This is a genomic window from Sphingobacterium olei, from assembly GCF_005048855.1.
Taxonomy (GTDB): domain Bacteria; phylum Bacteroidota; class Bacteroidia; order Sphingobacteriales; family Sphingobacteriaceae; genus Sphingobacterium; species Sphingobacterium olei.
Genome location: NZ_SUME01000001.1, coordinates 256,178 through 282,460 on the forward strand (window position 1 = coordinate 256,178; position 26,283 = coordinate 282,460).

Consider the following 26,283-nt stretch of genomic DNA (forward strand, 5'->3'; position numbering starts at 1 on the left):
TTATAAATCATGAAAAGTATTAAAATATTTTGCACAGGTATTAAAGTTTTTATTGCTTTGACACTCCTGTCTGGATGTGGTGAGGAGACCCTACATATATTAGATAGTTCCGAGACAGTACCACCACCGCTGGAGCATGCTACAATAGAGCGCCTGCCCGGTGCGTTAGCAATTTCTTACACTATACCGCCCTCCGACAACTTATTGTATGTAGAAGCTGAGGTGATCAAGTCCAATGGCGAGGTATTACGCGTGCGGTCATCTTATTACAACAGATCCTTACTGTTACAAGGATTTGGTGATACGGCTGCCTATCCCATAAAGCTATATAGTGTAGGACGTAACATGAAAAGGTCGGCGGCATTGGAGATAGTTGGTAAACCACATCTTCCCGCGATATGGGATGTATACAAATCCTTGGTCGTTAACGAAGACTTTGGCGGGCTCAATTTCGAATATAGTAATCAATACCAGGAGAATGTAGGTATCATGATTTATATTCAGAATGCTGCAGGCGAGTGGAAGTCGACGCAAAATTTTTATACTTCACAAGCTACGGGCGTCTTCTCGCTCCGTGGTTTGCCGGCCAACAAGCAAACGTTTGGCTTTGTGGTGAAAGATCGATGGGGAAATGAAACGGCAATGCTTACAAAAGAATTAACCCCGCTGTATGAGGAACGTATACCCGCATCAGGATTTAGACAGATGTTTGCAAACCTACCTACCGAGGCCCCGGGATGGCAGGGAGGAAGTGTGATGAGTAACCTCTGGAGCGGTGTGTTTGTTGGTACGACCAATAGCCAGGCTTGGTACAGAACCGATGAACGTTCAGGGATTCCACATCACTTCACTTTCGATATGGGCAAAACAGCTAAATTAAGCCGGTTTGTATATTGGCAGCGTGGTGCATTTGATCGTGAGGATTTACTCTATACAGGGGGAAGCACTAAAACTTTCGAAATATGGGGAAGTACAAACCCCGATCCTGGGGGTTCCTTTCAGGGCTGGACATTGCTCCGTACATGTGACGTGATCAAACCTTCGGGTCTACCTGCGGGCTCGGTGAGTACAGACGATGTCTCTGTTGCGCAAAGTGGTCATGAATTTTCATTTGATCTAGATGCCGAATCCGTACGGTATATCCGCATCAAAGTTTTGGAAACTTGGGGGAAAACAGCGTACAGCTGGATGTCAGAGCTGCAGTTTTATGGTCAAATTAATTAAAATAAAATAACATGTTAGGTATATTAAAGATAGCTAGTTCCGCTGTATTAACGGCCATATTGATATTAACGCAGTCCTGTCAGAAGCAAGACCATGGTTATAAACAATTTTTGGAAGGAGGGGAAAAAGTTTATGTTGCAAAGGCGGATTCTCTTCAGGCTTTCCCCGGTAAGAACAGGGTGCGCCTACAATGGTTATTGCTTTCGGATCCAACTGTGGAAGGAGCAAGGGTGTATTGGAATAATGGGGCAGATTCGACGATGGTGTCCTTTCAGAAAACAGACGATATCGATACGATAAATGTCGATGTCAACGACTTGGCTGAAGGTGGATATAATTTCGAGGTAATCACTTTCGATGGCAAAGGTAACTCATCGATTAAAACGACCGTGTTCGGTTACGCTTACGGTGAACAGTATTCGTCGTCATTAGTAGCGAGATCTTTAACTAAAGCGACGTATGTCGACGATGGCGATCTTGTGTTTGAATGGAGACGCCCCAATGAGGCAATATTAGGTACCGTATTGCGATACACTGATATCGCCGGAAACACTAAGATGAGAATACTGCCTTCAGATAAGGATACGCTAATGGTGAATGATTGGATGCAAGAGACGCCTGCAGAATATTATACTTGGTATAAGCCAGATGCGGTAGCAGTTGATTCATTCCAGTCTGTATCTAAAGTGTTAAATCTGCAATTGGAATTTAATGGCGATAATAAGGTAGATCCTACCACGTTTTCACATTACCCGCTACCGGGGGATGCGCCACATTGGACGGGCGCTGGCAATGCCTTTACCAATCTATGGAGCGGCGTGATAGCTGGTGGTGCACCTGCGCGAGCGTGGTACCGCACGGCAAATGGTTCGGGTATGCCACACCATTTTCAATTAGACTTAGGTAAACAGGTTTCTTTGAGTCAATTACGTTTATGGCAACGCGGTGCTATCACGGAGCACAACTTGCTATATGCGAATGGTAATCTACGGCATTTTGAAGTATGGGGCAGCAATGATCCGGCAGACGATGGTAGTTATGCGGGCTGGATTAGGTTGAACACCTGCGAGGTGGTTAAGCCATCGGGGCAGAATGTTGGTGTCAATGATCCGATAGATATCCAGCATGCGGAAGCCGGACACCTTTTTACATTTGAACAGCGTACACCAAAGGTCCGTTATATTCGAATAAAGGCAGTCGAGAATTGGGCAAAAACGGATTTCATGTTTACCAGCGAACTTCAGTTCTGGGAGTGGGGAACCCGGTTAATTTATTAATATGGAATACAACATGTTAAAACGAAAGAAAATAATTTTAATACTATTGGTCTGGGTGTGTTTGTTCGCTACCCAGACCCATGCCCAAGCGCAGCTTACGCTTTTGAACTATAATACGCGTTACGGTTTTCAGGGTGATAGGGCACTCATGGACAAATTTGTGGAATGGGTTAACGTAATCGATCCCGATATTGTTGCCTTTCAGGAAATGACACACTTTACACAGTCGGATCTAGAGATATTAGCCAAGCGGTATGGTCACCATTACGCAGTCATATCCAAGGAGTATGCACATCCGGTGGCCATAACCTCCCGCTATCCTATTGTAAATATACAGAAAGTAACCGTAAACTTATGGCATGGGTATATTTACGGTAATATAAAGGGAATCCACTTTTTTGTAACGCATCTTTCACCGTTTGACTGGGAAAGCAGAAAGAGGGACATTGATATGGTATTGGCACATGCGAAATTACTTCCTGTTGATGCAGGAAAGGTTATCATGGGAGATCTGAATGCCTTGTCGCCGTCAGATTCAGCACAATATGGCGAACTGGAGGTAGCAATGGCAAAGAGTGAAGGTCGCCTGGAGGCTGTTAGCGGCTTATCCATTGTAGAAGGGAAGACGATTCACAGAAATAACCTTGATGATACGAAAATAGATTACTCGGTAGTCGGGGAGGTGCTCACGAATGGTTTCACAGACGTAATTGCACATAAGCATCCGGATTTTCAAAATAGTGTGCCGACAGAATCCGTGCGCAAAAAGAGTTCTTTTTTAAGGCGTATAGATTATATTTTCGTAAATGATGTACTTACGCCGCGCATCTTCAAGGCAGAAATTCTGAAAGATGAACTAACCCATCGCATGTCGGATCATTATCCTGTCTTACTAAAATTATCAGCTGATTAAACTTTAGTCGTCTTTTCTTCTATCCATAAAAAAACACAGCCTATCAAAGCTGTGTTTTTATGGACGTAAATGGTTTTATTTACTGAATTCAACGATGAATTCGTTTCTCTCATCTTTCTTCCAGGCATGCTCCTGTGTCGTTGGTGAGATGCCAAAAAGTGGTGAGAATGTTTTCACCTTTACCGTCTTGTTATCTGGCAAAAATTCCAATAATCTTAACCAGCCATCTCCACCATTACCGTATCGGTGTCCGCCACCCATCGATTGTGAATCGAAAAGTATCTGATGTACGTTTTTGCCAGCTTGGTTCTTGTCAAGTTTATAGCCCTCTCCAGAGATATGGCCACACAGCACCATTTCAATATTAGTACTGGGTTCGACCAGCTTTTGCCAGATTTGCTCCCCATTATTTGAAGATGGTAAGGTTATTCGGTCTGACTTTTGGATCTCATTGTTGATGGAATACGGCTCATAGACAAACCATTTGTTTTCGCCGGCCATGCGCATATCCTTCGCATTCAGATAAGCGTGCGTGGTGAGTACAATGCGGTGGTTCTTATATTGTTCCATTTCAGCGATTCGTTTAGCCCAAGTGATAACGGTATCTCTTGGTGCCCATTCGATTGTCATGAACAAATAGTCTTGTCCATTCAGTGATTTCAGCTCGTATGCCGAATTTTCTAACGTAGGCAAGCCATCCTCATTGGTGCTGTTTTGCACGATAGTATTCCTGTTTTTCCAATTCTTATCAATTTGAAAAAAATCAGCATAACGGGACCTGCGTTTTCCCGCCATATCGATACTGTAGTCGTGATTACCAGTGGCAGCTATATATGGTATCTTACCATCAAGCCTCGAAAAGGATTTTGATGCCGCCTCCCACTGTTTCTGGGCGGACTGATCTCCATCGTGTCCCTGATTTATAATATCATTTTGTTCCACGAGGTCGCCTACACAGACGACCATTTTAATATTAAGGGTATCGATGTTATCTTCGATCCAGCTCATCATCATATCAAGGATAGGCTGATTTCTATTGTACTTAACATAATTTTGCAGATCCGGAATCATAACTATAGACCAGGAATCTTTATGCGTGAGTGATGGTTTCTCAAATTTAGCCTGCGAAAAAGCAACCTGATGGCTTAATGCCAGATAAATAAAACTCAAATAAAATATTTTCTTCATCATGTTTATCATTTTTTAATAGCCTGGATTTTGTTCTAGTTCTGGATTTGCCGTAATTTCTGCCGTTGGGATAGGCCAGTATTCATCCTTCCTGACTTTGTATACGACATTTTGTGTACCGAAGGATTTGACCGCTTCCGCGTGGTTGTATTGCGGTGTGTAATTTTCGTCCAGACTGGTTAATACATTAGCTGTCCAAGGCCTTGCGGCGCGATTGAGGTATAAGTATCCATTCAGGATATCTTCTCCGATTTCCCAGCGACGGATATCGTGCCAGCGTAAGCCATCGTTAGCCAATTCAATCTTGCGTTCATACCGCAAGGCTTTTCGCAGCTGCGTCTGAGATAGGTTTTGCGGTAATTCCGGCATCTTGGCGCGTAAGCGAACCGCATTGATCGCATTATAGGTGCTTGCATCAATGTCATTCGCTTCAATTTTAGCTTCAGCATAAATCAGTAACAACTCAGCATAACGGAATACACCAACATTAAGATCGCTTTCACCGTTGACAGAAGTGGTGTTAAAATCAGCTATATCCACATGCTTTCGCCATAAATAACCACTATAAGAACGCGCCGAATTAGTCAGATCGGTATTGGCATTACTAGAGGGGGTCGTACCAGTACCATTGATTATCGGCCAATAGTTTGCAATAGTTGGAAAAGCAGTGTTCATTTCGAATTGATATCCCATAAAGCGTGAATGAGGCCGTACACAGTACATATCTAACCGAGGGTCGCGATTTGCAAATGGATTTTGCGCATCATACAGTTGCGATTCCGTAATGGGAAATCCCGCTATATCTTGGAAAGAATCGATAAAATCTTGCGTAGGTCCCCAATAGGCAACGCCTCTTCCCAGACGAGAGGCAGAATAGTACTGTTGGTTGTGAACGTTCCCTGCGATATTCCGATTGTATTCCATGATCCAGATCCATTCTTTACTAGAACGAAAGCCCTCATGACCGAATATATTAGTTACATCGGGTTCACCCGAGGTATGATCTTGGCCCGCGAATGCTACAGATGCATTGAATGGGGTCAGTTCATGGATACCTGATGATAGATCAATAGCGGTTTTGGCGGCTGAAGCGGCTACGGCATATTGTTCACTGTATAGGGCAACTCTCGCTTTTAGCATATAGGCGGCAATACGGCTCGCACGCACATGTCCTACACTGGATTGGGATACAGGAAGTGCTTCGGCTATTGCCGTCATTTCGTTTATAATCCATTGTTGGATGTCAGATTTTGGCGTTTGTGGTACATTGGTATTACCTAAGGTAACCGCTTTTTCCAGCAGCGGTACATCACCATATAATTCGATGAGTTGAGAATATGCATATGCGCGGATAAAGCGCAGTTCGGCATCGATCTGATTATATGTCGCGTCAGCAACGGTTCCTTTCAACGAAGTTAGGTTATCTAATACCGTGTGTACGCGTGCAATAGTCTTATAATGCGCCCCCCAGGGTTTGGTCGCTAAGGCATTGTCTGTGGTGTAGGCACTGGTGATGCCAGGTGTATAGTTGTTTCCCGGGCGCGTATACCCTACATCAGTAATATTGTCAATTACATGGATGAAGGGGGTGCTGCTTGCATCCAGTAGGGTGATCGCTTTATAAGCCCCTAAAAGTCCGTATTCAGCCTCTTTAATAGTTGCTGGAAATAAGCCGGTCGTAGGGCCATTTTGTGGAAATTTATCTAGATCACAGGATGAAAATACAAGACCGATGACCAGTCCGATTCCATATATCTTTTTTGCGAGATTTCTCATTTTTAAAATTTTAAATCAATACCGAATGTGTATACTTTTACTTGTGGATAAAAATTCCCACCACCAAGTGCGACACCATCGTTGGCTGCAGCATTGTAGTTAATTTCAGGGTCGTAGCCCTCATAGAAATTTGTTCTGGTAAACAGGTTTTGTCCGTTCAAGTAGATGTATGCGCCGCCGATTTTCAGGTTCGAAAGCAGATTTTTAGGTATTTCATAACCTAACTGTACATTTTTCACCCGAAGGTATGCGGCACTGCGCATCCAAAAAGTTGAGTTTTGCGGATTGTTTGTTGATGCAATTGATAGGCGAGGTAATATCGCGTTTGGGTTGTCCGGCGTCCAGTAGTCCAATTGCCACGGTTTGATGGAACTAACATTCACGGTAGGGATAACATAATGTGAGTTTAGGTATCCATCCACTTTGCCCACTCCTTGTAAAAAAGTACTGAATTTAAATCCTTTATACCCCAGGTCGAGGTTGAACCCGTAGGTATAACGTGGGATGGTACTTCCAATGATAGTTTTGTCATCATCGTTCAAACGACCATCACCAATAGGATTGCCAGCATCATCAAATGCACCTCCTATATCTTTATAACGAATGTCTCCAGGTTGTAATGTGCCAAATTGGGTAGGGCCGTTGTCAATTTCCTCCTGACTTTGATAATAACCATCTGCAATATAGCCGTAGATGGAATTAATTGCATAACCTTGCTGCTGACGTAAAAAAGTACCGTCTGTTGCGTCGCGCATATCTAAGATCTTGTTTTTGACATCCGAAAGGTTGAAGCCGGCGCCCAGACTGAACTCGCCAAATTTGTTGTCGTAACGCGCCGACACCTCCCAGCCCTTATTGCTTACTTTTCCCGCATTCTGAAACGCATCATTGAGACCAGTCAGTTGAGAAGTGTATAATTTCATCAAAATACCGTCGGTAGTTTTGCTGTACCAATCAAAGGTAAATGAGAATTTATTGAATAATGCCGCATCCAATCCCACACCGGTCATTGTAGTAGCTTCCCATCGTAAAGCAGGGTTAGCCATGTCATTTTGGCTAATAAGCGGATAGATATTACCGCCCATCGAAATACTTCCTACCGCAAGCTCAGATGCAAATGGGTAATAGGACGAGCCAATATTTTGATTACCGAGCTTGCCCCATGAGCCGCGAAACTTCAACTGATTAATTTGATTGCGCAGAGGTTCCATAAACGATTCTTCACTAATACGCCATCCAGCAGAAAAAGAGGGGAAAGTAGCCCATTGGTTTTTGCCGGTAAAGCGCGAACTTCCATCGTAGCGGATGTTGGCTTCAAATAGGTACCGATCTTTGAAGGAGTAGTTAAATCTTCCAAATGCCGACACCAGTAGCCACTCTTGAATCGAGCCCCCGTTGCGCTGAGTTTCGTTATTGGCTCCGGCATCCAGTACTTCATACGTATCGTACATATAATCCCTGCGATATCCCATGAGGTATCTGTCGTTATAGGATTCGCGAGACACACCTGCCATTAATTTAAAATCGTGATCAGCAAATCTTTTTTCGGCGGTAGAGGTAAAGAAATAATTGCCGTAGAAATAGCGCCGTGCACTTTCCTCGAGTTCTGTTGTGGTATTTGCTGCTCCGGCAGGTGATCCGTCGTCGTTGTAGGTTTCTACCCGCTTAGTGAAGATGTGGCTGTTCCGGGTTTCATAGCGCGGTGCAATTGTTCCGACTAGGTTCAGCCACGGCACAGGTGTATAGTTTAAGCTTAGGTTACCGTAAAACTCCAGATTATTTGTTTTGCGGTTTCCACCTTCCTCGATAAAGGCAACGGGATTGTTGGATACCCAGCCTTCGCTCCAAAGTCCATTGCGTCGAATGGGGATAATTGTAGGCATACGCCCCAGGTAGTTCCAGATGGTGCCTTCGCTGGCTATCTGTAGGCGGTCTCTGTTGACGACCGACATGTCCAACTTGATATTGAATTTCTCACTGGGTGTGATATCCATATTGTTTCGCAGGGTATATCGAGTAAATCCCGTATTTTCAATGACACCCTTCTGCGTAGCATAGCTAAAAGACGGCGCCACACGAAGAATTCCGGTATTCGCTGCGAGTCCTATAAAGTGGTTTTGGGTGAAGCCCGATCCTTGTAGGATGGCCTCTTGCCAATCAAAATTATCTGGATCGGCTTCGTACGAGCGCCGAAATGCTTCGATATCTTCCTCACTGTAAAGTATGCTGTTACCATCATTAACACTGGCTTCATTAAATACTCTCATGTAGGTAAACCCGTCTGTAACTTCGGGAATAGCGGTCGGATGCTGAAAGCCAGTATAGCCTCTATAATCAACAGACATTTTATCTTTACCCCGTTTGGTAGTAATGAGGATCACGCCGTTTGCTGCACGTGAACCATAAATTGCGGCCGAGGCTGCATCTTTCAGTACGGTGATGTTTTCAATAAGATTGTAATCAATGTTGTCAATGGATCCGGCAACACCATCGATCATAACGAGCGGAGAACTGTCGGATCCGCCAAAGGAACTAATACCGCGGATGCGGATCTGTCCAGCATCTCCTCCGGGAGATCCGGTTTGTGAGGTCACTGTTACGCCGGGAGCCAGACCCTGCAGGGCCGTAGACGTAGAAAGATTGGGTCTACGCTCAAGCTGTCCGCTTTCGATAACCGATACCGAGCCGGTCAGGTTGCCTTTCTTTTGTGTGCCATAACCGACCACAATTACTTCTTCCAAATCGGTGTAATCGCCGGTCATAGTTACATTGACCTCGTTCTGCGTCGTAACAGTTCTTTCTGTGGTCGTATATCCGACAAGAGAAAATACGAGAACATCGCCTTCCCGTGCCTGCACTTCATAGGTGCCATTTTTCTCAGAAGCGGATAATGGAGCTGAATTCGATTTTAGGCTAATGGATACACCTTGTAATGCCTCTCCATTCGTATTGCTAATCTCTCCGCTCACTTTTTTGGATTGCTGTGCTGTTGCTATTCCAAAGGGAAATAGCAACAGCAATAAAATAAAATGCAGCTGTTTTTTCATTACATCTGGTATTAGTATTGATGATTTAAATTTATTTACTTTACTTATCGATGTTCCAGCGATGTTTTAAAAGTATTTAATTTTGTTTCAAAAGTAAACGATAACTGTTTTTTAAATGTTATCGATATGTTTATTTTATGTTAATATTTTATAAAATAAATAGTTTTGACTACAAAAAATGACTTTTTACTTGATTTATATTTTTTGGTTACCGATTTTCGAAAATAAAAAAAAGATTTTTAAATAAAAATAAATATTTAAAAATCTTTTAAAAATGATGTTTTGAAAATTCGTTAGTTGGTTAAGTCACGATAACCCGGATGCCGAGATCTTCCAGGTGTGCGATATATTCTTTCGGTGTCTTATTGTCGGTGATAATATAGTCTACTTCTTCAAGGTTACAGATTTTTCCAAGACCTCTTCGCCCGAACTTCGTGTGGTCGGCTAAGACAACAACATTTTGCGAGGTTTGTAGCATTTTTTGGTTCAGTGTGGTTTCGGAGATGTTGCTGATTGATATTCCGAAATCGATGTCTATTCCGTCTACGCCTATGAAGAGCATGCCGCAAGAAACTTCTTCTAAGATATCCATGGCGTGTTGGCCAGCGACAGAGGACGAATTGGAGCGGATTAACCCGCCAAGTTGAAGTACCTCAATATTTGGTTTGTTGCATAATTCTAATGAAACTTTCAATGCTGGTGTGATCACAGTTAATGCTGTGTCGGGCTGAAGTTGTTTGGCTAGTGCGTATGCTGTTGTGCCAGAGCTTATTAAAATAGAGTCGTTGTCCTTGATAAGTTCCAGGGCAGCTTTTGCGATCCGTGTTTTTTCCTCGGCATTGATCGATTCCTTTATTAATATGGGCTTATCTGCTGTGTACGGGTTGTTGCCAGATGCACCGCCTTTTACCCGGTATAGTAAGCTTTTTTCTTCTAAAAGTTTGAGGTCCTTACGGATCGTGACACTAGAAACGTTCATTTCGTCACAAAGTTCCTGTATGGTAATTTTACTTTTCTCCTTTATTTTCTTTAAAATGTACTGATGTCTATCTGTTATACTTAGCATAATATTTCCCCTTTTTATGTAAAAATAAGAAAATGTAATTTTATAATAAAGTGTATTTAACTTTTTTTTTCTTTACAAAAGTTTTCTTTTTAAAAATCATTATTTCTATATTTGATCAACATACTAGATATTTAATAGCAGCAACATATATAACTTTATGTCAAAATTTACCATACCTATGCCGCCAAGTCGACGACGCTGGTTTATCATATTTGTTATTTTTTTAGCAATTGTCTTTAATTATTATGATCGACAAATCGTTTCGATACTTAAACCTATGCTAAAAGAGGAGTTCGAATTAGGAGACGATGGATATGCAATGGTATTGAATATTTTTACCATATTTTACGCCCTTATGTATCCGGTCTCTGGGTGGCTGGTGGATAAGTTCGGCGAACGGAAAGTAATGCTCATTGGTATTTTGGGCTGGTCTATGGCCTGTATTGGTGGGGGGCTTTCTAGAACCTTTGGTTCATTCCTGTTTTTTCGAGGGATGCTTGGCGCTGCAGAGCCTACCAATTTTCCGGCGCAATTGAAGGTGGTTACCGTTTGGTTCTCGGGAAAATTAAGAGCAACAGCGAACAGTCTGTGTGTTGCTGGGAGCTCCATCGGAGCAATCATCGCACCGCCATTGGTTGCTTGGTTAGCTATAGAATATGACTTTCATACTGTATTTATTGTTGCGGGTATCATCGGATTACTTATCGCGCTGCTGTGGTTTTTAATCTATATCGAACCACCTTCTGATATTGTTCGCGAATCAGTGGGGTTAGACCAGTCATACGATAAAGACCATGGTTTTAATTGGGGGCAGCTGTGGAATAGAAAATCGTTGTGGGGCATTCTGTTGATCCGATTTGTCAGCGATCCAGTCTGGTATTTCTGCTTATTCTGGTTGCCCGGATATTTGCAGGAAGAGTCGGGATTGACATTGGCACAGATTGGTATGTTTGGCTGGATTCCATTTTTAGTAGCTGATATAGGGGCGATCGGTACCTCAGCTTGGTCTGATAAAATGGTTCGCAATGGAAAGGAACCGCTGCGAGCCCGAAAAGTTATGTTAACAAGCATCGCTGTGCTAGCTCCACTCTGCTGCTTAACGACTTATATATCAAGTCCGTATCTCACCATCTTGTTGTTTTCTTTGGTCGCCATGGCGTGTCTAAGCTGGCTGTTTACGATCAGTGTAGTAATTGCTGAGGCTTTTCCGGTAAAAAATGTTGCTTCGGTGTTAGGGATTGCAGGCGGGTGTGGTGCGTTAGGTGCTGTAATATTCAATTATTTTGTGGGCCAAATGATGGGATCTCTGGGGGCAGGTACCATTTTTATTGTAATGGCATTTATGCACCCAGTCGCGGTGCTGATCTTGTGGACGATGGTTAAAAAGGAAAGGCCAAAACCACATGTATTACAGCGGCTATAGATGATTAGTTTAAGTTATAGCAAGAATTTATAAAAAATCAGGAGATAAACATGAAAGAAGTTAAGACATTTTTGGAGCCTGCTCGGGAGACTCCGGTTCGTATGGAAGTTGATGTGCTGGTTGTTGGCGGGGGGCCATCGGGTATTATTGCTGCACAGGCGGCAGCTTCCGATGGGCTGAAGGTAGCTTTAATCGATAATAGAAGCTTTGTCGGAGGTAATATGACCATCGGCCTACCGATCCTTGGTTTCTTGGGCCAAAAAGGGAATCAAATCATTAAAGGGCTCCCTCAAAAATTTATCGATCGATTAAAAGAGGTGAATGCAGCGTCAGAGCACAGGCCTTGTCCACTGCATATGAGCTTAACGTTAGTAGAACCGGAAGCAGTGAAAAACATAGGGCTTAAGATGCTGGAAGACGCTGGGGTGAAAGTCCTTCTATATGTTTTCTCAGCTGGTGTGGTAATGGATGGCGATCTCTTGAAAGGGGTTATTATTGAAAGTAAGTCTGGCCGCGAAGTGATTTTGGCAAAGATGGTGATTGATTGTACAGGGGATGCAGATGTAGCATACAGAGCAGGGGTAACGTGCGAACAGGGAAATGATCAGGGTGGTGCCCAGCCTCCCACCCTCATGTTTTGCATGGGCGGTGTGGATACAGAAAAGCTGCGCATGTCTATCGCTGAGGAACCACGGACCTATCTAACCGATTTTATACCAGCGGCCTACTTTGGTCAAAACAATCAATTTATCGTGGTAGGATTAAGAAGCGTAATGGAAAAGGCCCGTGAGGCTGGTTACCATTTACCGGTAGAACGGACGATACTGATTACGGGCCTTCGAGAGGGTGAGGTGTGGGTAAATATGTCTCGTATCAACGGTGTTGACGGCACGGATCCGGAGAGCCTAACCTATGGTGAAAGTGAAGGGCGCAGGCAGGTGGAACAGATACAACGGTATCTCGTCGATTTCGTTCCTGGCTTTGCCGATGCGCATTTTACAAAAATGGCCCCTTTTCTAGGCATCCGCGAAACCCGTCGTATAGTCGGGAATTATGTAATGACCGCGGAAGATATATTAAGTTGTCGCCGCTTTGACGATGCCATAGCTGTAGCGAGTTACCCCTTGGATATTCACCATCCAGAAGGCGGTGGTTGCACCTTGACGTGGTGCGGCGATAGTTATGACATTCCATACCGCTCCCTGGTGCCAACAAAGGTTAAGAATCTATTGGTCGCGGGTCGTTCAATTTCTACGACGCATGAGGCCATGTCCGCCATTCGCGTAATGGCTCCATGTATGGCAATGGGTGAGGCAGCGGGAAGGGCCGCCAAATTAGCCGTAAGAAAGAACTTGACACCAGCAGCAATAGATGTGAATGAGCTACGTGCAGAATTGATAGCCGCAGGAGTTTATTTAGGAGAGGAAAAATGAATCTGAAAAAGCAGCATGAACACACGTATTCGCGGAGGAATTTTTTAACCAAAGCGGGATTACTGACAAGTTTACCTTTTATTGCACCTTTGGATGATTTTGCAGAAGATCTTGCGCAAGCCAAGAGAAAATCCCTTCGGGTGTTAACCTGCAATATCCGGGTTGATCTCGAAGAAGACGCAACTAAAGGCCTGGCATGGAAAGATCGTCGGGTAGCTTGTCTTCATGTTATTGGCGGGCGAAAGGCAGATGTCATAGGATTTCAGGAAGTGCTAAAAAATCAGTTTCTCGATTTGAAGAAGTCAATGTCTGGGTATGTCGGTATTGGCTTTGATGGTCCGGAGATGGATGAACACCAAACGGGGTATCACGGAATAGCGAAGAATCCTATCTTTTTTTCCAAAAAACGTTTTGAATTGTTAGCTGCAGGAGGCTATTGGCTATCAGAAACGCCGCTGAAGGCCGGTAGCATTTCCTGGGGCTCGGCAAGAGCCCGCAATGCGAGCTGGGTACGTCTGTACGATAAATACACGCAAAAAGAGTTCCGTTTAATCAATCTGCATTTGGATCATGTCAGTAACGAGGCAAAAATTAAGCAAATCCAAATGGTGCTGGAAGAGTCCGCACAATACCAATCAGACTTTCCACAGATTTTGACAGGCGATTTTAATGCTGCAGCACAATCGGCAGTTATTAAACCTGTATTTCAGGCGGGATGGAAGGATACATTTGTAGAAGTACATGGAAATACCGATCCGGGAAACAGCACGCACGGGTTTAAAGGTGAAGCTTACGAAAAAAAAGATATAGGCAAAAAAATCGATTTTATATTTACCAAAGGTACAAATGAAGCCATCAACTCTCATGTTATTAGAGATGCTTACAAGAACATTTATCCAAGTGACCATTATTTTCTGGAAGCGGAAATAAACCTTTAAATGTTTACTAGATTTTTTCAAACATGATATGTTCACTATGTGGTAGTCACCCTTTTTCCAATGTTAATCGGGATAAGACGGTTAGCCCAAAAGTGATAGGTTTCCAGGAGAAGGTATCGCGATAGTAACTACACGATCAGAGAGAAAATCGGATAGAGTTATTAGAATGCCAACGAAAAATATATTAATGAATAATATACATATGAAAGTATTACTTACAGCGCCTTATGAGAATGAAAGGGCGTTGATTGAACTAGAAGGATTATTTGATGAAATCGTGTATCGCCCGTGGAAGGAAAATGGACGGGCATACAATCCGGATGAATTAAATACACTTCTTAAAGAAACGGGTGCGGAGGCATTGATCTCAGAACACGATGAAATAACAGCAGCAGTGTTGCGTGCGAACCCAGCCTTACAATTTGTCGGGATTTGTCGGGGTACACCGTCAAATATCGACCTTAAGGTAGCTACTGAATTGGGCATTCCTGTATTTAATACACCCGCGCGAAACGCACAAGCAGTAGCCGAGATGTTTATTGCGAACGTCATTACGTTGATGCGCAATACGCTTCCAGCAATAGATTGGTTGGAGGGCAAGAATTGGGGAGAGGGGGCGCATACCTCTTATCTGGAATTTAAGGGTAACGAGCTAGCTGGTAAAAAAGTAGGCATGGTCGGTTTTGGTGCTGTTGGGCAACATATAGCCCGAATGCTTGTGAGTTTTCCATGCGAAATCTACTATTTTGATCCGTACCATACTGATCCGAATGCGGAGTTTAAAAAGGTGGAGCTGGAGGAGCTGTTCAGTGTATGTGATGTTGTGGGCGTACATTTGCCGGTGACAGCCGAGACAATCGGGATGATCAACAAGAGATATCTTTCTTTGCTGAAAAAAGACGCAATTTTCGTGAATACAGCGAGGGCAACGGTCGTAAAGCGCGAGGATTTATTGTATTGTATCGAAAACAGCCAGATACGCGGAGCGATATTAGATGTTTTCTACCATGAGCCACCCGATGAAATCGATTATAAAATGATCTTAAACAAAAACGTCTTGGCGACACCGCATATCGCTGGCGCAACACATGAGGTAGAAGATCATCACGCGTTTATTATGAACAACAGTTTAAGAGAGTTTTTCCATAAGGGCAACACATCGATCAAGCAATTGGTAAACAAAGCGATATTAGAAAAACCGATAATTAGCTAAATTATGGCAAAGAAAGAAGCGTACTTAATCGTAGACATCGGTACCGGGAATGCACGTGTAGGGGTCGCAACAGTTAGTGGAGAGCTTTTATGTGTACAACGTGAGAATGTACACTATGAAACTGATCCAAAATATGAAGATGCAATATATTTCAGCCCCGACGATTTGTGGACTCAGATCTTACGGCTATCGCGCCAGGTTCTGGCCGAAGTGGGTGAGGTGCAGATCAATGCAGTTACTGCGACTAGTCAACGCGAAGGGATTGTCGTGATCGACGCTGAAGGAAAGTCATTACTCGGTATGCCTAATATAGATCATCGGGGTCGCAATTGGGAGCAAGATTTAACGGACAAAGATTTAGTTTACAATTTGTCCGGTCGGTATCCTACCTCTCTTTTTTCGGCTTTCAAATTGGTCGGTCTGCGGGAGGTATATCCCGAATTGTTTGATCGAGTTGCCGCCTTTACGAGTATTAGCGAATGGATCCTGTATCAGTTTTCTGGGGAGCTGTGTTACGAACATTCACAGGCATCCGAAACGCTGCTGTACGATGTTGAAGCGAAAAAATGGTCTCCCGATTTATTGCGGTTGTTCGATCTACCTTCGACCATATTGCCCACGTTAAAAGATGCAGCTTCCATTTTGGGGAGCATCCTGCCGGTTGTATCCGAGGAGTTAAACATTGCTTCGGATGCTGTTGTCGTAGTCGGTGGTGGAGATACACAACTGGCCATTCGTAGTATGGAACCATCTGCCAACGATGTAGTCATTGTTTCAGGGACAACAACACCGATTATTAAAGTCGTGATTACATATGAAAAGGACGCTGCTCAGCGTACTTGGACTAGTCGCCATATTGATATAAATCGTTTTATTTTGGAAGCCAATGCTGGTGTCACTGGGTTGAACTACCAGCGTCTGAAGGAGATATTTTATCCAAACGAGGGCTATGACGTAATTGAGAAAGAATTGGAGCTTGCCAGTTACGCCGAATGCGTGGCGTCATTGGGTTCGTTGATAGCAGATGAAAACGAACCGCTAATCCGGGGTGGATTTATTTTTAATACGCCAGTGTCGCAGCAGTTGACTCGGGGAAATTTTGTTTTTGCCATACTATGGGATATTGCTTGTAGTATTTATGAAAATTACAAATTCCTGTGTGATGTCTCTCCGCATGAGGAACCGTATATCCTAGCCTGCGGTGGTGGGATGGAAAGTAGAACATTACGGCAGTTTATAGCCAACCTTGTTGGTAAAAATATCCGGATAATGGATACGTTTCGACAAGCTTCCGTTATAGGAGGGGTATTTGTCTGCAATGATGGGTTAGGCATAAAAAATAGCATGCCGCAAATATTGGAAGAAGTGAAGCCACTAAAGACGGTAGAATTCGAACAGCTCTATCAAAAATGGAAGCAAGCACGGAAGACCTTTAAACATATTTTACCGTAGATGAATAGATATTTCTTTGGAGTAGATGTCGGCACGCAGGGCATTCGGGTAGTACTGGTCGATCAAAATGGACACACAGTTGCCTCCGGAGCGCGACATTTTTTTTGGGGTGAGCGATTTAGAGAGGAACAGTCGCCGGAGATGTGGTGGCAGGAATGCAGTTCGATTATCGGGGGGATCGTAAACAGTCTACCCAAAGCGGTTGATAAGCGCGCTATAATGGCTTTATCAGTAACATCTACATCAGGCACCGTAATTCCATTGGATAGTAAACAAAAGCCGTTACATCCGGCGATTATGTATAGCGACGGTAGATCAGTACGACAAGGTAAGCGCTGTCAGAAACTTGCCCTTCGTTATGTAGCAGATGGATACACCGGGTTTAATTCGTCCAGTGGCATCAGTAAGATACTTTGGTATATGGAAACTTATCCCGAGAAAGTGCCGGAAATTGCACTTTGGGTTCATGCTTCAGATTACATCATCGGACGGTTTTGTGGCAATTTTAGTGTTACGGATTATACAAATGTACTGAAATCAGGATATGATCTCCAGACGTTTCAGTGGCCAGTTTATCTGATACAGGAACTCGGATTTAAAAAGGAATGGTTGCAAAATGTAGTGCCTTCTGGTACAGTGGTTGGGAAGCTTCAGCCGCAACTCTGTGCAGCCTGGGGGCTCCTTCCATTAGATGTCGTTGTTGGCATGACGGATGGGTGTGCAACACAAATGGCATCTGGTGCCGTCAAACCAGGCGATTGGAATACAACGATTGGCACCACTATGGTTATCAAAGGTGTAACTCGTAACAATTTAATAGACCCCTTAGGGCGCTTATATAGCCATCGCCATCCCGAGGGGTATTGGATGCCAGGAGGGGCGAGCAATACAGGAGCCGATTGGATATCTATCGATTTCCCGACGGATTTGGACGCGCTCAATACTGCGGCTCAGCGCTATATTCCAACTGGTAAATTGGCCTGGCCATTGAAACAGCAAGGGGAACGCTACCCGATTATGGCACCTAATGCTGTCGGATTTGCCATAGATGGGCTAACAAAGGAAGTACAATATGCAGCTAATCTCGAAGGTGTGGCCTGTATAGAACGATTGGCGTATGAGATTATAGAAGAACTGTCGGGCGAAGAGGTGAGGGCAATATATACGGCTGGTGGTGGAAGTAATAGTGAAATATGGCTACAGATTCGGGCATCGCTCATGAATGTGCCGATCTATAAATGTAAGGAAGCAAGTGGTGCTTTAGGAGCGGCAATTATGGCGGCCTCCTATACCTTCTATTCGTCTTTGAGCGAAGCGGCCACGCAGATGACCACGATAGATAAAACGGTGGTACCGCAGAGCGAGCTGGCCGACAAATACGAAATTCAATATCAGGAGTTTAAACAAAAATTAAAGGATCTTAACTATCTATAAATGATTACGATTTGCCTTTTAAGACACGGTGAAACAAGTTTTAATGCGGATGGAAATAGATATTGTGGGCGAACAGATATCTCTTTGACAGACAAGGGTATAGAGCAGGCGATGCGAATGAATATGTTGTTAAAAAAGTACCATTTCGATTACATTTTTTCCTCACCGCTACAGCGGGCGAAGCAGACCGCTGAAATCGCATCGGGCCGACCTGCCGACGTAATTATCGATGAGCGGTTAGTTGAAGTGGATTTTGGAATCTGGGAAGGAAAGCGTTCAGAGGAATTTATAGCGGAAGACCCCGAATCTTGGACAAATTGGCTCAGCGATCCAAGCCACCACGCGGCGGGAAGGACGGGTGAAACCGGTACGGAAGTCATCGATAGGTTAGCGAGCTTTTATTCGCATATTTTGCAAAACTATAATGATAAGACATTATTAGTAGTAGGGCATAATGGGATTAACCGCCTATTTCTATCACATCAGCTCGGAATGCCTTTGCAGAACTATAGGCGAATTGTACAGGAGAACTCCGCCTTGACCCTCATAACATTGGATAAACACTCCGGTTTCAATTTGTTAAAACTCAATGCTTAATTTTGTAAGCCAGCGATCGATTACGATAAATCGGCTGAGAAGGAGTACCTAAGTTCCTATCTTATATACAGTCGCTAGAATCATCTTGCGGTTTAACCGACGATCATTCTACATCCAATTTTGCGATTGATATGACTTTTCTACGCTCTAGCGTAAATTCAAAAAAATGCTTTTCGCCTCCTTTCAGTACCCTAAAAAAATCTGTCTGAGATTGCATACGATCTGTAAAATATTTGAAGTCATCGGACAACTCAATAGTTTGTGCTGTTGATGAAACGCAGCGAATGTCATAAATTGCCTTTTCACGTTCATTCTCTCCATTTTCATCGCTAACTGAAGCAGTACCGATGTCTATATCTGCACAGTGAAATGACAATATATTGGGCTGGGATTTATCTTTTATAGTAACATTTGTAGCAAATACATCATTGTAATTTTCTATCATTTCACATCTACAAGATTCTTGCTTATTGTTTTTACCAGTTTGCGTATTAATGTTAGTACACGCAGAGAGCGTTATAACCAGGCTGAACGGAATTATTTTTTTCATGTAATTTGTGTTAAACAATGCTATTAAATATCCATTCTGGAAAGCCCTTCTTTTAATCTTTTTATAAGCTCAGGTGTTTCCAGACACTCCAAGGGGCTCATGCCATCAAGAGCGGGAACTTTTCGATATATCCAATTTATACTTTCCTCACCTAAACGTGCATATAACACTTTTGCTATATCAGTATGGTTATTCAATATTTGTTCCAAAATTTTTTGACTCTCGGAATTCGTCCAAGACGTCTCCGTTGCCAATTTCACAAGCGTATCCCAAGCTTTGCTTCCATTACTATCAAAATATTGTTCAAGTCTGTTCATAGTAGGATAGGTTATGGTCTATACTTCAAATAATAATATATTTTTTATGCCATCTTTAGTTTTTACCTTCACTTATTTTTACGCTATAGAACTCATAATCGTTGCCCCCTTCCTTGTACTGGGTCACCAGTCCAAAGTAAAGCGTTTGATCGTCCGCCCAGAATTCCTTTTCTGTTACGCAGAGCCATTTGCCGGTTTTCTTTTCAAAAATATCATTGAGCTCGGCTATCTTTTTAAATTTACCGTTTTTCTTTTCCTGGATGAAATGATAAAAACACTCCTGTCCTTCATATACTTTGTTCAATCTATATTTTCCCGATGGTGATGTGGTTACCAAGTTTGGATTACCTGTTTCATAGGTTGTCTGTCCTGTTGTCAGATCAAAGCTTACATCCATCGTGTGACCGCATTCCAGCAACAAGATATCCTCCGAAGGAAAGTACGACACAAAAGAACATTCGCTTAGGTCAACCTCATTTTTAACCGAAGAGGCATTTCTAAAATTCATTTTTTTTATACCCAGATAGTTATCCTGATCTTCAAACTCTACGATTTCGGCCAATTTTTGCTGAACGATCTTAAAATCTGTAATCTTCTCCATTGGTTTATTCATTTTCGCGCGTTGTTGTGCCGAAAAGAAATCCTCGCTACTTATTTTTTCAATTGTTACGTTTATAGGCCCAGGTCTGGATGTAAGAGGCGCCGAACTTTCAAGGTTAGCAGGCATTTCTCTTACCTTGGATGGGACATCACCGTTTGATTTTACATTCCGGTCACAGGATATCACAATCAATAACGGGAAAACAAATGTTGAAACTATTTTTAAAACTCTTATCCTCATTTGATTTGAAATTTTAGGCGACTGTTTATTTTAAATATGCAACGCTTATAAATACACCCCCTTACGTTCTAGCAGGGAAACCACCAATGCATAAAAGAAACTTTTCCATTCCTAAAAAACATTTTTATTTGTCCGTCAGAAATACCTTTTTCATCTTCTCTTAACTGGATCACCCATAGTTTTCCTTCCTTATCCATGCCCAGCCTGCCTTTCACAGCAGTCGGAAATAGCTGTTGTATATGCTGCATCGTGGTATTTGCATCTATCCGGATTCCTTTGTAGGTAATAAAATTCCCATTCAAAAACCAAAACTCATCCACAGCTACACTGTCACCGCTCGTTTCAAAACGCGAACCACTTTTATATAAATATTTGTCATCCGGCGCTTCCGTACCAAATATGGTATTACAGGGCACTTCTTCTGCCAGTAGTTTTATACTGTCGGGCTTGCCAAAGACTTTCTCAAACTCGCCCATTGTAAAAAAACGTTTCAGCTTATCATTGAACCTGATGTCGTCTGCCAGCATAACATCTGGCGTTTCATAACCTGTGCCGGGCTTAGCAACAGCAACCTCCGGGCTGCATAATTTGAATAGGTCATGTTCTGCGAGAATAGCTTTATCATACTTTAAAATCACGGGCTTATCCGGGTCATTGGTTATATCCAAAAGCTTTCCTGTTTGCCTGTAAAACTCTAGCCAGCCTACTGCATTTTCTACCAGCCGTTCTTCAGAAGGTGTTTCAGAGATATCATTGATAACATAAAGTTTAATTGTTGCTTTATCTGGCGTCATATAAGCAATTCGGGACTTTACGAGTTCCTTCGCAAAATGCCCAATTGCAAAAGCATTGCTTGATTGTACAAGATCAGATACCAATTGCCCACATGATAAATCCTTGTCTTCCGCTACAACAGCTTTTCTGGCTGAATCAGCCATAACTGTTGACTGCGTTTCTTTAACAGAAGACCCCCGGCAGGAAAAAAATAAAATGACAATTAAAGCAACTATTCTTGACATATAATTGTATTCAAGTTAACAGAAGGATCGGCGAATAAATAATAGTGCCTGATCCAGGATTAATATTAATCTAATATAAGAATTTACCAAATAAAGACCAATTTTCACAAATCTACTAATGCTGATTTTCCAGCCAGTCTTAAAGCACTAAAGAAGAAAAGTCCAAAAGAAAGGCCGCAATGGATAATTGTCAGAAAAGATGCCATCGCTGACAATTAATTAGCACTGCGTCACTGTCGTCTATATCGATATTTATAGGAATTGTTCCCACTAAAATGGGTTTGAAGTTGCTTTCATTTTGTGATAAAGTTAGATTTTCGCAATGAAAAATAGTAACATTACGTATTATTGTTAACCTGGGACAACCTAAATAACTGATTTTCGATAATCACATCTGGATCCACTTCTCTTGGTTTAGTCTTAAACAAAATATTAAAATCTTGTTTGGATAACCATTCCTGATACGATGTATGGAGTTTTATTTTTAAAATGCCTTCTAATTTTTTTAAAACATGAAAATCGTCTTCATTAAAATCTGCTAGTGTCAAATTTCCTTTTTCATACAACTCTTTTGTTATTGCTGCCATGAAATTATTTGCACGCTTATTGTCCCTTCCATTAAAATATTCTTCAACGAGAAAAGTATACTTACTTTTGAACCAATGGGCATATTCGACTTCGGTAACAACTATTCTGTTATTGACAATTGCGAGCCCCTTTAAAAACCATTTAACCTCTGCTTTTGTGATCTGTTCTAACTTCATTAAATCCCGTAGTGTATAATCAATTCTGTCAGCACATAAACTTGGTAATGGGTAATCCAGAATAGTAAACTTGTTTGGACTTAAAAACTGTTCAATACTAAATCCATATTTTTCAATTACTCTTAAAATTTCAGGATGCCGGATTACGTCGGCAAAAATTTGTTCGTGGTAATTCTCCTCAGGTATATCAAGAACATAATCAATAAGATGTGAAAAGGCAGTATGCGAAATATCATGTAATAAACCCATGATCTGTTCTCCTAAACTGCCTTCTAAAACCTGAATTAGTTTCATAACTCCAATGGAATGTTCGTAACGTGTTTGGTTCAAATCAGGTCGGACAACGATAATTGCACCACCTTGATGAATGCGTTTTAGTCTTTGGAAGGGTTCTGTATGAACGAGTTCCTCTAAAATTCCCTCAATTTTAAAGCTCCCATATAATTCATCTTGATAATATATACCCATAGTTTCTAAATTTTTTAAGCGTTGATACTGCACAATTGTTGTTCGAGAATTTTATAGTGGAACGCTTAATAGTTTTAATCGATACTTAAGATCAAAACTACCAAATTTTAGGCATATGCCGTTATGACTTTACTTACCTGCCAGCCATTTTTAGTCTGGCAAGGGGTGGGGTGGTCTACATGGGTAAAGTGGGCACATCCATAGGCGCTTCGGTTTTTAGTTGGGGGTAAACAACATTGACGGTATAGATTAAAAGAATAGATAGTGCTATAAAACTATCAGGTTGCCCCCGGGCGGTACAAAAATAGTCTCTGTCGTTTCTACAGTATATCCAAAGCGATCGAATGCTCTGATACGAATCGTATGCGAACCCGGTAATAGTGCTCCAATAATGGTTTGCCATATGTGCGGTGATGCCCGTTTACGAAGGGGGTTTATACGGTTCCCGGATGCCGGAAATTGCTTATCTTTATTATTCTCAATCACGCACAGTACAGATTCAGCAGGCCTATCAACATGATGCATAGGTGTCCATTCTCGCTGATCGATTTGAAATTCCACCGTCGTACTATCCGAAGCCGCATATAAGTTGGTGATCAGTGTGTCACCGCGTAATGTTAAATCCATCTGTTGCTCCTCATCGAGCCCGATACCTTTAAATTGGAAGGCGTACTTCGATTTCTTGAAGTCTATCGTAAAATAATTTCGGGGACTGCCACATTGCATTAGTGCGTCCGGAATACCATGCAAATTCTTCTCACCGGTCCACCAATTGCCCGAAGGTGCACCTGTCACGATCTCTTGTACATTGCCACCATTGTAAAAGTGACGGCCGACTTGATGCGTATGTCCAGATAAAATCAAGACATTTGAAAAACGATCTAGGAGACCAAGCGCCTCTGTGCGATTGCGTGTATATGCCATTGGGATATGTTGACATATGACAAGTTGAGTTCCGGGCGCAACATTTTTCAAATCGTTGACTAAGAACTGAAGTTGATCGTCCGATATCCGACCTTCGTATGAATGTTTGCCCGTTGAAAAAACATTATTCAATACGATAAAGTGTACCCCTCCATAATTGAAAGCATACGTCGAGGCTCCAAATTCAGTGTTAAAACTATGATCAGACCGATTCGCTTGGTCAATATCTCTATCGTGGTTGCCAAGTACCGTCCAGCTCGGTGCAGGCATAACTTCCAGCATTGCCTTAAAAGGTGTAAACAGATCCAGGTTGTCATTCACCAAATCCCCTAGAACCATATGAAATGAGATATCATCGCGAGACGCGAGTTCACGAAATATACTTTTGCCCGCGTAGTTTAGTTCGGTCGCGTCCCCCACCTGAATATCGCCAATAGCGCCGATCCGAAAAGAAGTCAGTTGTTCTTCATGCGTCAGGGCGAATTCATTGTGCTGCGCTGCGGTAGAATTTTCTGTTATATAATAAAATAAAGAGTTTTTGACCCTGCTCGCTTTGTCTCCAGCGATCGTGTAACCACTAGGTAGGATAGGGAATACAGATTGTCCCTGCTCGACGGCTATACGGTAATTACCGTTGGCATCCGTGTATACAATATCTTTACCGTTAGATACTGGTATATGTTTTAAAGCGCGCTCACCCTTATCTCGGGAGCCGTTCTGGTTTTTGTCTAAAAATACAGCTCCTTCCAGCCAAATCGGCGACTGTGCGGAAAGAAACAAAGGAAGCAAAAGAAGTATCGCGAAATATAGTATTTTTTTGCGCATGTGTGTAAAACATATAAAAGCAGGAGGCTCCACTTTGGGAGCCTTCTGCATAATTTATTAACGAATCTTAATTAGAAGGAGCATCATATTTATGTAATACGATATTGTCGGTCTCATTGATATAGGCGACATATCCTGTGCCATCATGTGCAAAATCAATGAACATCGAATTTGTACTTCCTTTTACTTTCACATTTTCAAGCACCTTTGGTGTTCCCCAGTCCTGTGTTTCTGTATCGAAGGTAATGACCACAGGTAATTCTTGTTCGTCTCTATAAAGGAAATGTGGTATACCGCTAGGCGATACCGCAACTGAAAAATACCTGCCTAGACCTTGGTTCACGTTAATTACATTACCCACTTGGCTCCATATTTTGGTTGCAGCATTGTATTTTTTTACACGAGGCTTAGCTGTACCATTTGTTTCTCCATCATCCGAGATAGCGATATAGATATTGCCATCCAGATCGACATCCATGTCAAAATCTCTGAAATTAGAGTTCGTAGCTCCCGGTTCAAGCACTTTATCCGCAATAGTGCTCCAAACGTTTTGTTTGTAAGTATATACGGAGTAGTCGTGGGCTGCACCAACGTTATTATTATACACTGCTATATATAATACACCATCAACAGTTTTCGACCTTGTTATACCGCCAACTTGCGAACTTGGTCTGCCCGTAATCTGATTGTGGATATTCCAATTCGTGCCATTGAAATAGGACACTGATATCGCCCTTCTTGGAAACGGAGCGTAGTTATTCGTATTAACATAGTTAAAAAGAATAGGTTGATTGTCGGAAGGATTAATGCCCAAAGCTGAATACGTCACCTGTGCTGGAAATAACGAAGTCCCACCCACAACTGACCAGTCTGTGCCGTTGTAGCTTTGTACAGTAGGCCCTTGCGTAGTTGGTGTCGTCGTATAGTCTGGGTAAGCAATGTATAGCTTACCGGTGTTGTCGAAAGCCATACTTAAATCCGTACCAACTCGACCTGCTGATAATGCATCTCCTATAGAAGCCCAGTTGTTGTCTTGATATTTGGCAACATACGCCTTACGGTCGTCAACATTGGTAGCACTTAACATATAGAAGAAATGCGGTACGCCGGTTTGAGGATGAATCTTAAACTGAAGACCACCCACAGTATTATCAGTATATGCACCCGCCCGCGTCCATACATAGTCCGCAGCGTTAGCGATAGTCACTGTGTAGCGCGCATTGGTCTGTCCTTCAGTTACAATAAAATCTACCGGCGTAGTGAAATTATTTGCCGTGATTTTCGACTGTTGTGGTACACCGTTTACCGTTACCGTAGCATTATCTGTTGTCGTGAAGCGAGCTACCAATTTTGTCCTATCTACGTCTTTTGGTAGTTCGATCAGGATATTAGTACCTGTTACTTCAGTGATAGCATAGTCCCGAAGAACATTCTCATTGTTGTCTTCAGCAAAGAAACCGAATGAAAGCATCTTAGGGTCAGTTTTGTCAGGGATGTCATCTGTTTTTTTACTACAGCTGCTGATAGCTACTGCTGTAATCGCTAAGACTAGGTAGCGCGTTACTTTGTTTAATTGTTTCATATTCATTGATAT

General features: G+C 42.5%; 21 protein-coding genes. 10 read left to right on the forward strand and 11 right to left on the reverse strand.

The genetic code is table 11. The features are described from left to right. The first annotated feature begins 9 nt into the window (after window positions 1-9). From FAZ15_RS01125 to FAZ15_RS01135, 3 genes are read left to right on the forward strand one after another with little or no spacing between them, the layout of a single operon-like run. The gene (locus FAZ15_RS01125; RefSeq protein WP_136899295.1) at window positions 10-1,224 is read left to right on the forward strand and encodes a DUF5000 domain-containing lipoprotein; all 1,215 of its coding nucleotides are present in this window, start codon (window positions 10-12) and stop codon (window positions 1,222-1,224) included. A gap of 11 nt (window positions 1,225-1,235) precedes the next feature. Then, a complete protein-coding gene (locus tag FAZ15_RS01130) occupies window positions 1,236-2,501 on the forward strand; it encodes a DUF4998 domain-containing protein (RefSeq protein WP_136899297.1) in 1,266 nt (421 codons plus the stop codon). Between the two features lie 13 nt (window positions 2,502-2,514). Continuing rightward, on the forward strand, window positions 2,515-3,414 hold the full coding sequence (locus FAZ15_RS01135; protein WP_238387107.1) for an endonuclease/exonuclease/phosphatase family protein: 900 nt from the start codon (window positions 2,515-2,517) through the stop codon (window positions 3,412-3,414). Between the two features lie 75 nt (window positions 3,415-3,489). Here the strand turns inward: FAZ15_RS01135 and FAZ15_RS01140 are convergent, their stop codons facing one another. The 4 genes from FAZ15_RS01140 to FAZ15_RS01155 form a co-directional block, all read right to left on the reverse strand. Beyond that, a complete protein-coding gene (locus FAZ15_RS01140) occupies window positions 3,490-4,605 on the reverse strand; it encodes a metallophosphoesterase (protein ID WP_238387108.1) in 1,116 nt (371 codons plus the stop codon). A 12-nt stretch (window positions 4,606-4,617) separates the two neighbouring features. Then, window positions 4,618-6,378, reverse strand: coding sequence for a RagB/SusD family nutrient uptake outer membrane protein (locus tag FAZ15_RS01145; RefSeq protein ID WP_136899301.1), 1,761 nt, complete (start codon window positions 6,376-6,378; stop codon window positions 4,618-4,620). Between the two features lie 2 nt (window positions 6,379-6,380). Next, window positions 6,381-9,425 (reverse strand): SusC/RagA family TonB-linked outer membrane protein, encoded by a 3,045-nt coding sequence (locus FAZ15_RS01150; RefSeq protein ID WP_136899303.1) that lies wholly within the window; start codon window positions 9,423-9,425, stop codon window positions 6,381-6,383. A gap of 301 nt (window positions 9,426-9,726) precedes the next feature. After that, the gene (locus FAZ15_RS01155) at window positions 9,727-10,491 is read right to left on the reverse strand and encodes a DeoR/GlpR family DNA-binding transcription regulator (protein WP_136899305.1); all 765 of its coding nucleotides are present in this window, start codon (window positions 10,489-10,491) and stop codon (window positions 9,727-9,729) included. 157 nt (window positions 10,492-10,648) lie between these two features. On the opposite strand from FAZ15_RS01155, the gene FAZ15_RS01160 reads away from it, so the two are divergent. The 7 genes from FAZ15_RS01160 to FAZ15_RS01190 all read left to right on the forward strand — a co-directional run bounded on the left by FAZ15_RS01160 (window position 10,649) and on the right by FAZ15_RS01190 (window position 18,981). After that, entirely contained in the window at window positions 10,649-11,914 is a 1,266-nt protein-coding gene (locus FAZ15_RS01160) for an MFS transporter (RefSeq protein WP_238387109.1), read from the forward strand. Window positions 11,915-11,964: 50 nt separating this feature from the next. Beyond that, window positions 11,965-13,347, forward strand: coding sequence for an FAD-dependent oxidoreductase (locus tag FAZ15_RS01165; protein ID WP_136899307.1), 1,383 nt, complete (start codon window positions 11,965-11,967; stop codon window positions 13,345-13,347). Further along, the gene (locus tag FAZ15_RS01170) at window positions 13,344-14,285 is read left to right on the forward strand and encodes an endonuclease/exonuclease/phosphatase family protein (RefSeq protein WP_136899309.1); all 942 of its coding nucleotides are present in this window, start codon (window positions 13,344-13,346) and stop codon (window positions 14,283-14,285) included. The genes FAZ15_RS01165 and FAZ15_RS01170 overlap by 4 nt, the downstream gene beginning before the upstream one ends. A 202-nt stretch (window positions 14,286-14,487) precedes the next feature. Then, window positions 14,488-15,498: an NAD(P)-dependent oxidoreductase gene (locus tag FAZ15_RS01175; RefSeq protein WP_136899311.1), complete on the forward strand. Its 1,011-nt coding sequence runs from the start codon at window positions 14,488-14,490 to the stop codon at window positions 15,496-15,498. Window positions 15,499-15,501: 3 nt separating this feature from the next. Continuing rightward, window positions 15,502-16,950 (forward strand): FGGY-family carbohydrate kinase, encoded by a 1,449-nt coding sequence (locus tag FAZ15_RS01180; protein WP_136899312.1) that lies wholly within the window; start codon window positions 15,502-15,504, stop codon window positions 16,948-16,950. Next, window positions 16,951-18,384, forward strand: coding sequence for an FGGY-family carbohydrate kinase (locus FAZ15_RS01185; protein WP_136899314.1), 1,434 nt, complete (start codon window positions 16,951-16,953; stop codon window positions 18,382-18,384). It begins immediately after the preceding gene. Beyond that, window positions 18,385-18,981: a histidine phosphatase family protein gene (locus FAZ15_RS01190; protein WP_136899317.1), complete on the forward strand. Its 597-nt coding sequence runs from the start codon at window positions 18,385-18,387 to the stop codon at window positions 18,979-18,981. Window positions 18,982-19,084: 103 nt separating this feature from the next. Here FAZ15_RS01190 and FAZ15_RS01195 read toward each other — a convergent pair whose 3' ends face one another. The 7 genes from FAZ15_RS01195 to FAZ15_RS01225 all read right to left on the reverse strand — a co-directional run bounded on the left by FAZ15_RS01195 (window position 19,085) and on the right by FAZ15_RS01225 (window position 26,271). Next, window positions 19,085-19,531 carry a hypothetical protein gene (locus FAZ15_RS01195; protein WP_136899319.1) on the reverse strand — a complete coding sequence of 149 codons (447 nt, stop codon included), beginning with the start codon at window positions 19,529-19,531 and terminating at the stop codon, window positions 19,085-19,087. A gap of 23 nt (window positions 19,532-19,554) precedes the next feature. After that, window positions 19,555-19,848: a hypothetical protein gene (locus FAZ15_RS01200; RefSeq protein ID WP_136899321.1), complete on the reverse strand. Its 294-nt coding sequence runs from the start codon at window positions 19,846-19,848 to the stop codon at window positions 19,555-19,557. 55 nt (window positions 19,849-19,903) lie between these two features. Continuing rightward, complete coding sequence (locus FAZ15_RS01205) at window positions 19,904-20,689, reverse strand: hypothetical protein (protein WP_136899323.1); 786 nt, start codon at window positions 20,687-20,689, stop codon at window positions 19,904-19,906. 68 nt (window positions 20,690-20,757) lie between these two features. Next, window positions 20,758-21,708 (reverse strand): hypothetical protein, encoded by a 951-nt coding sequence (locus tag FAZ15_RS01210; RefSeq protein WP_136899325.1) that lies wholly within the window; start codon window positions 21,706-21,708, stop codon window positions 20,758-20,760. A 338-nt stretch (window positions 21,709-22,046) separates the two neighbouring features. Then, the gene (locus FAZ15_RS01215) at window positions 22,047-22,940 is read right to left on the reverse strand and encodes an HD domain-containing protein (protein WP_238387110.1); all 894 of its coding nucleotides are present in this window, start codon (window positions 22,938-22,940) and stop codon (window positions 22,047-22,049) included. Window positions 22,941-23,207: 267 nt separating this feature from the next. Further along, window positions 23,208-24,740, reverse strand: coding sequence for a calcineurin-like phosphoesterase C-terminal domain-containing protein (locus tag FAZ15_RS01220; RefSeq protein ID WP_136899327.1), 1,533 nt, complete (start codon window positions 24,738-24,740; stop codon window positions 23,208-23,210). Between the two features lie 16 nt (window positions 24,741-24,756). Next, the gene (locus tag FAZ15_RS01225; protein WP_136899329.1) at window positions 24,757-26,271 is read right to left on the reverse strand and encodes an NHL repeat-containing protein; all 1,515 of its coding nucleotides are present in this window, start codon (window positions 26,269-26,271) and stop codon (window positions 24,757-24,759) included. Window positions 26,272-26,283 lie beyond the last annotated feature (12 nt).

What these genes read in the sequence shown, in the direction of transcription:
- FAZ15_RS01125 (WP_136899295.1), top strand. Translation starts at nt 10, where the DNA reads ATGAAAAGTATTAAAATATTTTGCACAGGTATTAAAGTTTTTATTGCT.
- FAZ15_RS01130 (WP_136899297.1), top strand. Translation starts at nt 1,236, where the DNA reads ATGTTAGGTATATTAAAGATAGCTAGTTCCGCTGTATTAACGGCCATA.
- FAZ15_RS01135 (WP_238387107.1), top strand. Translation starts at nt 2,515, where the DNA reads ATGTTAAAACGAAAGAAAATAATTTTAATACTATTGGTCTGGGTGTGT.
- FAZ15_RS01140 (WP_238387108.1), bottom strand. Translation starts at nt 4,605, where the DNA reads ATGATGAAGAAAATATTTTATTTGAGTTTTATTTATCTGGCATTAAGC.
- FAZ15_RS01145 (WP_136899301.1), bottom strand. Translation starts at nt 6,378, where the DNA reads ATGAGAAATCTCGCAAAAAAGATATATGGAATCGGACTGGTCATCGGT.
- FAZ15_RS01150 (WP_136899303.1), bottom strand. Translation starts at nt 9,425, where the DNA reads ATGAAAAAACAGCTGCATTTTATTTTATTGCTGTTGCTATTTCCCTTT.
- FAZ15_RS01155 (WP_136899305.1), bottom strand. Translation starts at nt 10,491, where the DNA reads ATGCTAAGTATAACAGATAGACATCAGTACATTTTAAAGAAAATAAAG.
- FAZ15_RS01160 (WP_238387109.1), top strand. Translation starts at nt 10,649, where the DNA reads ATGTCAAAATTTACCATACCTATGCCGCCAAGTCGACGACGCTGGTTT.
- FAZ15_RS01165 (WP_136899307.1), top strand. Translation starts at nt 11,965, where the DNA reads ATGAAAGAAGTTAAGACATTTTTGGAGCCTGCTCGGGAGACTCCGGTT.
- FAZ15_RS01170 (WP_136899309.1), top strand. Translation starts at nt 13,344, where the DNA reads ATGAATCTGAAAAAGCAGCATGAACACACGTATTCGCGGAGGAATTTT.
- FAZ15_RS01175 (WP_136899311.1), top strand. Translation starts at nt 14,488, where the DNA reads ATGAAAGTATTACTTACAGCGCCTTATGAGAATGAAAGGGCGTTGATT.
- FAZ15_RS01180 (WP_136899312.1), top strand. Translation starts at nt 15,502, where the DNA reads ATGGCAAAGAAAGAAGCGTACTTAATCGTAGACATCGGTACCGGGAAT.
- FAZ15_RS01185 (WP_136899314.1), top strand. Translation starts at nt 16,951, where the DNA reads ATGAATAGATATTTCTTTGGAGTAGATGTCGGCACGCAGGGCATTCGG.
- FAZ15_RS01190 (WP_136899317.1), top strand. Translation starts at nt 18,385, where the DNA reads ATGATTACGATTTGCCTTTTAAGACACGGTGAAACAAGTTTTAATGCG.
- FAZ15_RS01195 (WP_136899319.1), bottom strand. Translation starts at nt 19,531, where the DNA reads ATGAAAAAAATAATTCCGTTCAGCCTGGTTATAACGCTCTCTGCGTGT.
- FAZ15_RS01200 (WP_136899321.1), bottom strand. Translation starts at nt 19,848, where the DNA reads ATGAACAGACTTGAACAATATTTTGATAGTAATGGAAGCAAAGCTTGG.
- FAZ15_RS01205 (WP_136899323.1), bottom strand. Translation starts at nt 20,689, where the DNA reads ATGAGGATAAGAGTTTTAAAAATAGTTTCAACATTTGTTTTCCCGTTA.
- FAZ15_RS01210 (WP_136899325.1), bottom strand. Translation starts at nt 21,708, where the DNA reads ATGTCAAGAATAGTTGCTTTAATTGTCATTTTATTTTTTTCCTGCCGG.
- FAZ15_RS01215 (WP_238387110.1), bottom strand. Translation starts at nt 22,940, where the DNA reads ATGGGTATATATTATCAAGATGAATTATATGGGAGCTTTAAAATTGAG.
- FAZ15_RS01220 (WP_136899327.1), bottom strand. Translation starts at nt 24,740, where the DNA reads ATGCAGAAGGCTCCCAAAGTGGAGCCTCCTGCTTTTATATGTTTTACA.
- FAZ15_RS01225 (WP_136899329.1), bottom strand. Translation starts at nt 26,271, where the DNA reads ATGAAACAATTAAACAAAGTAACGCGCTACCTAGTCTTAGCGATTACA.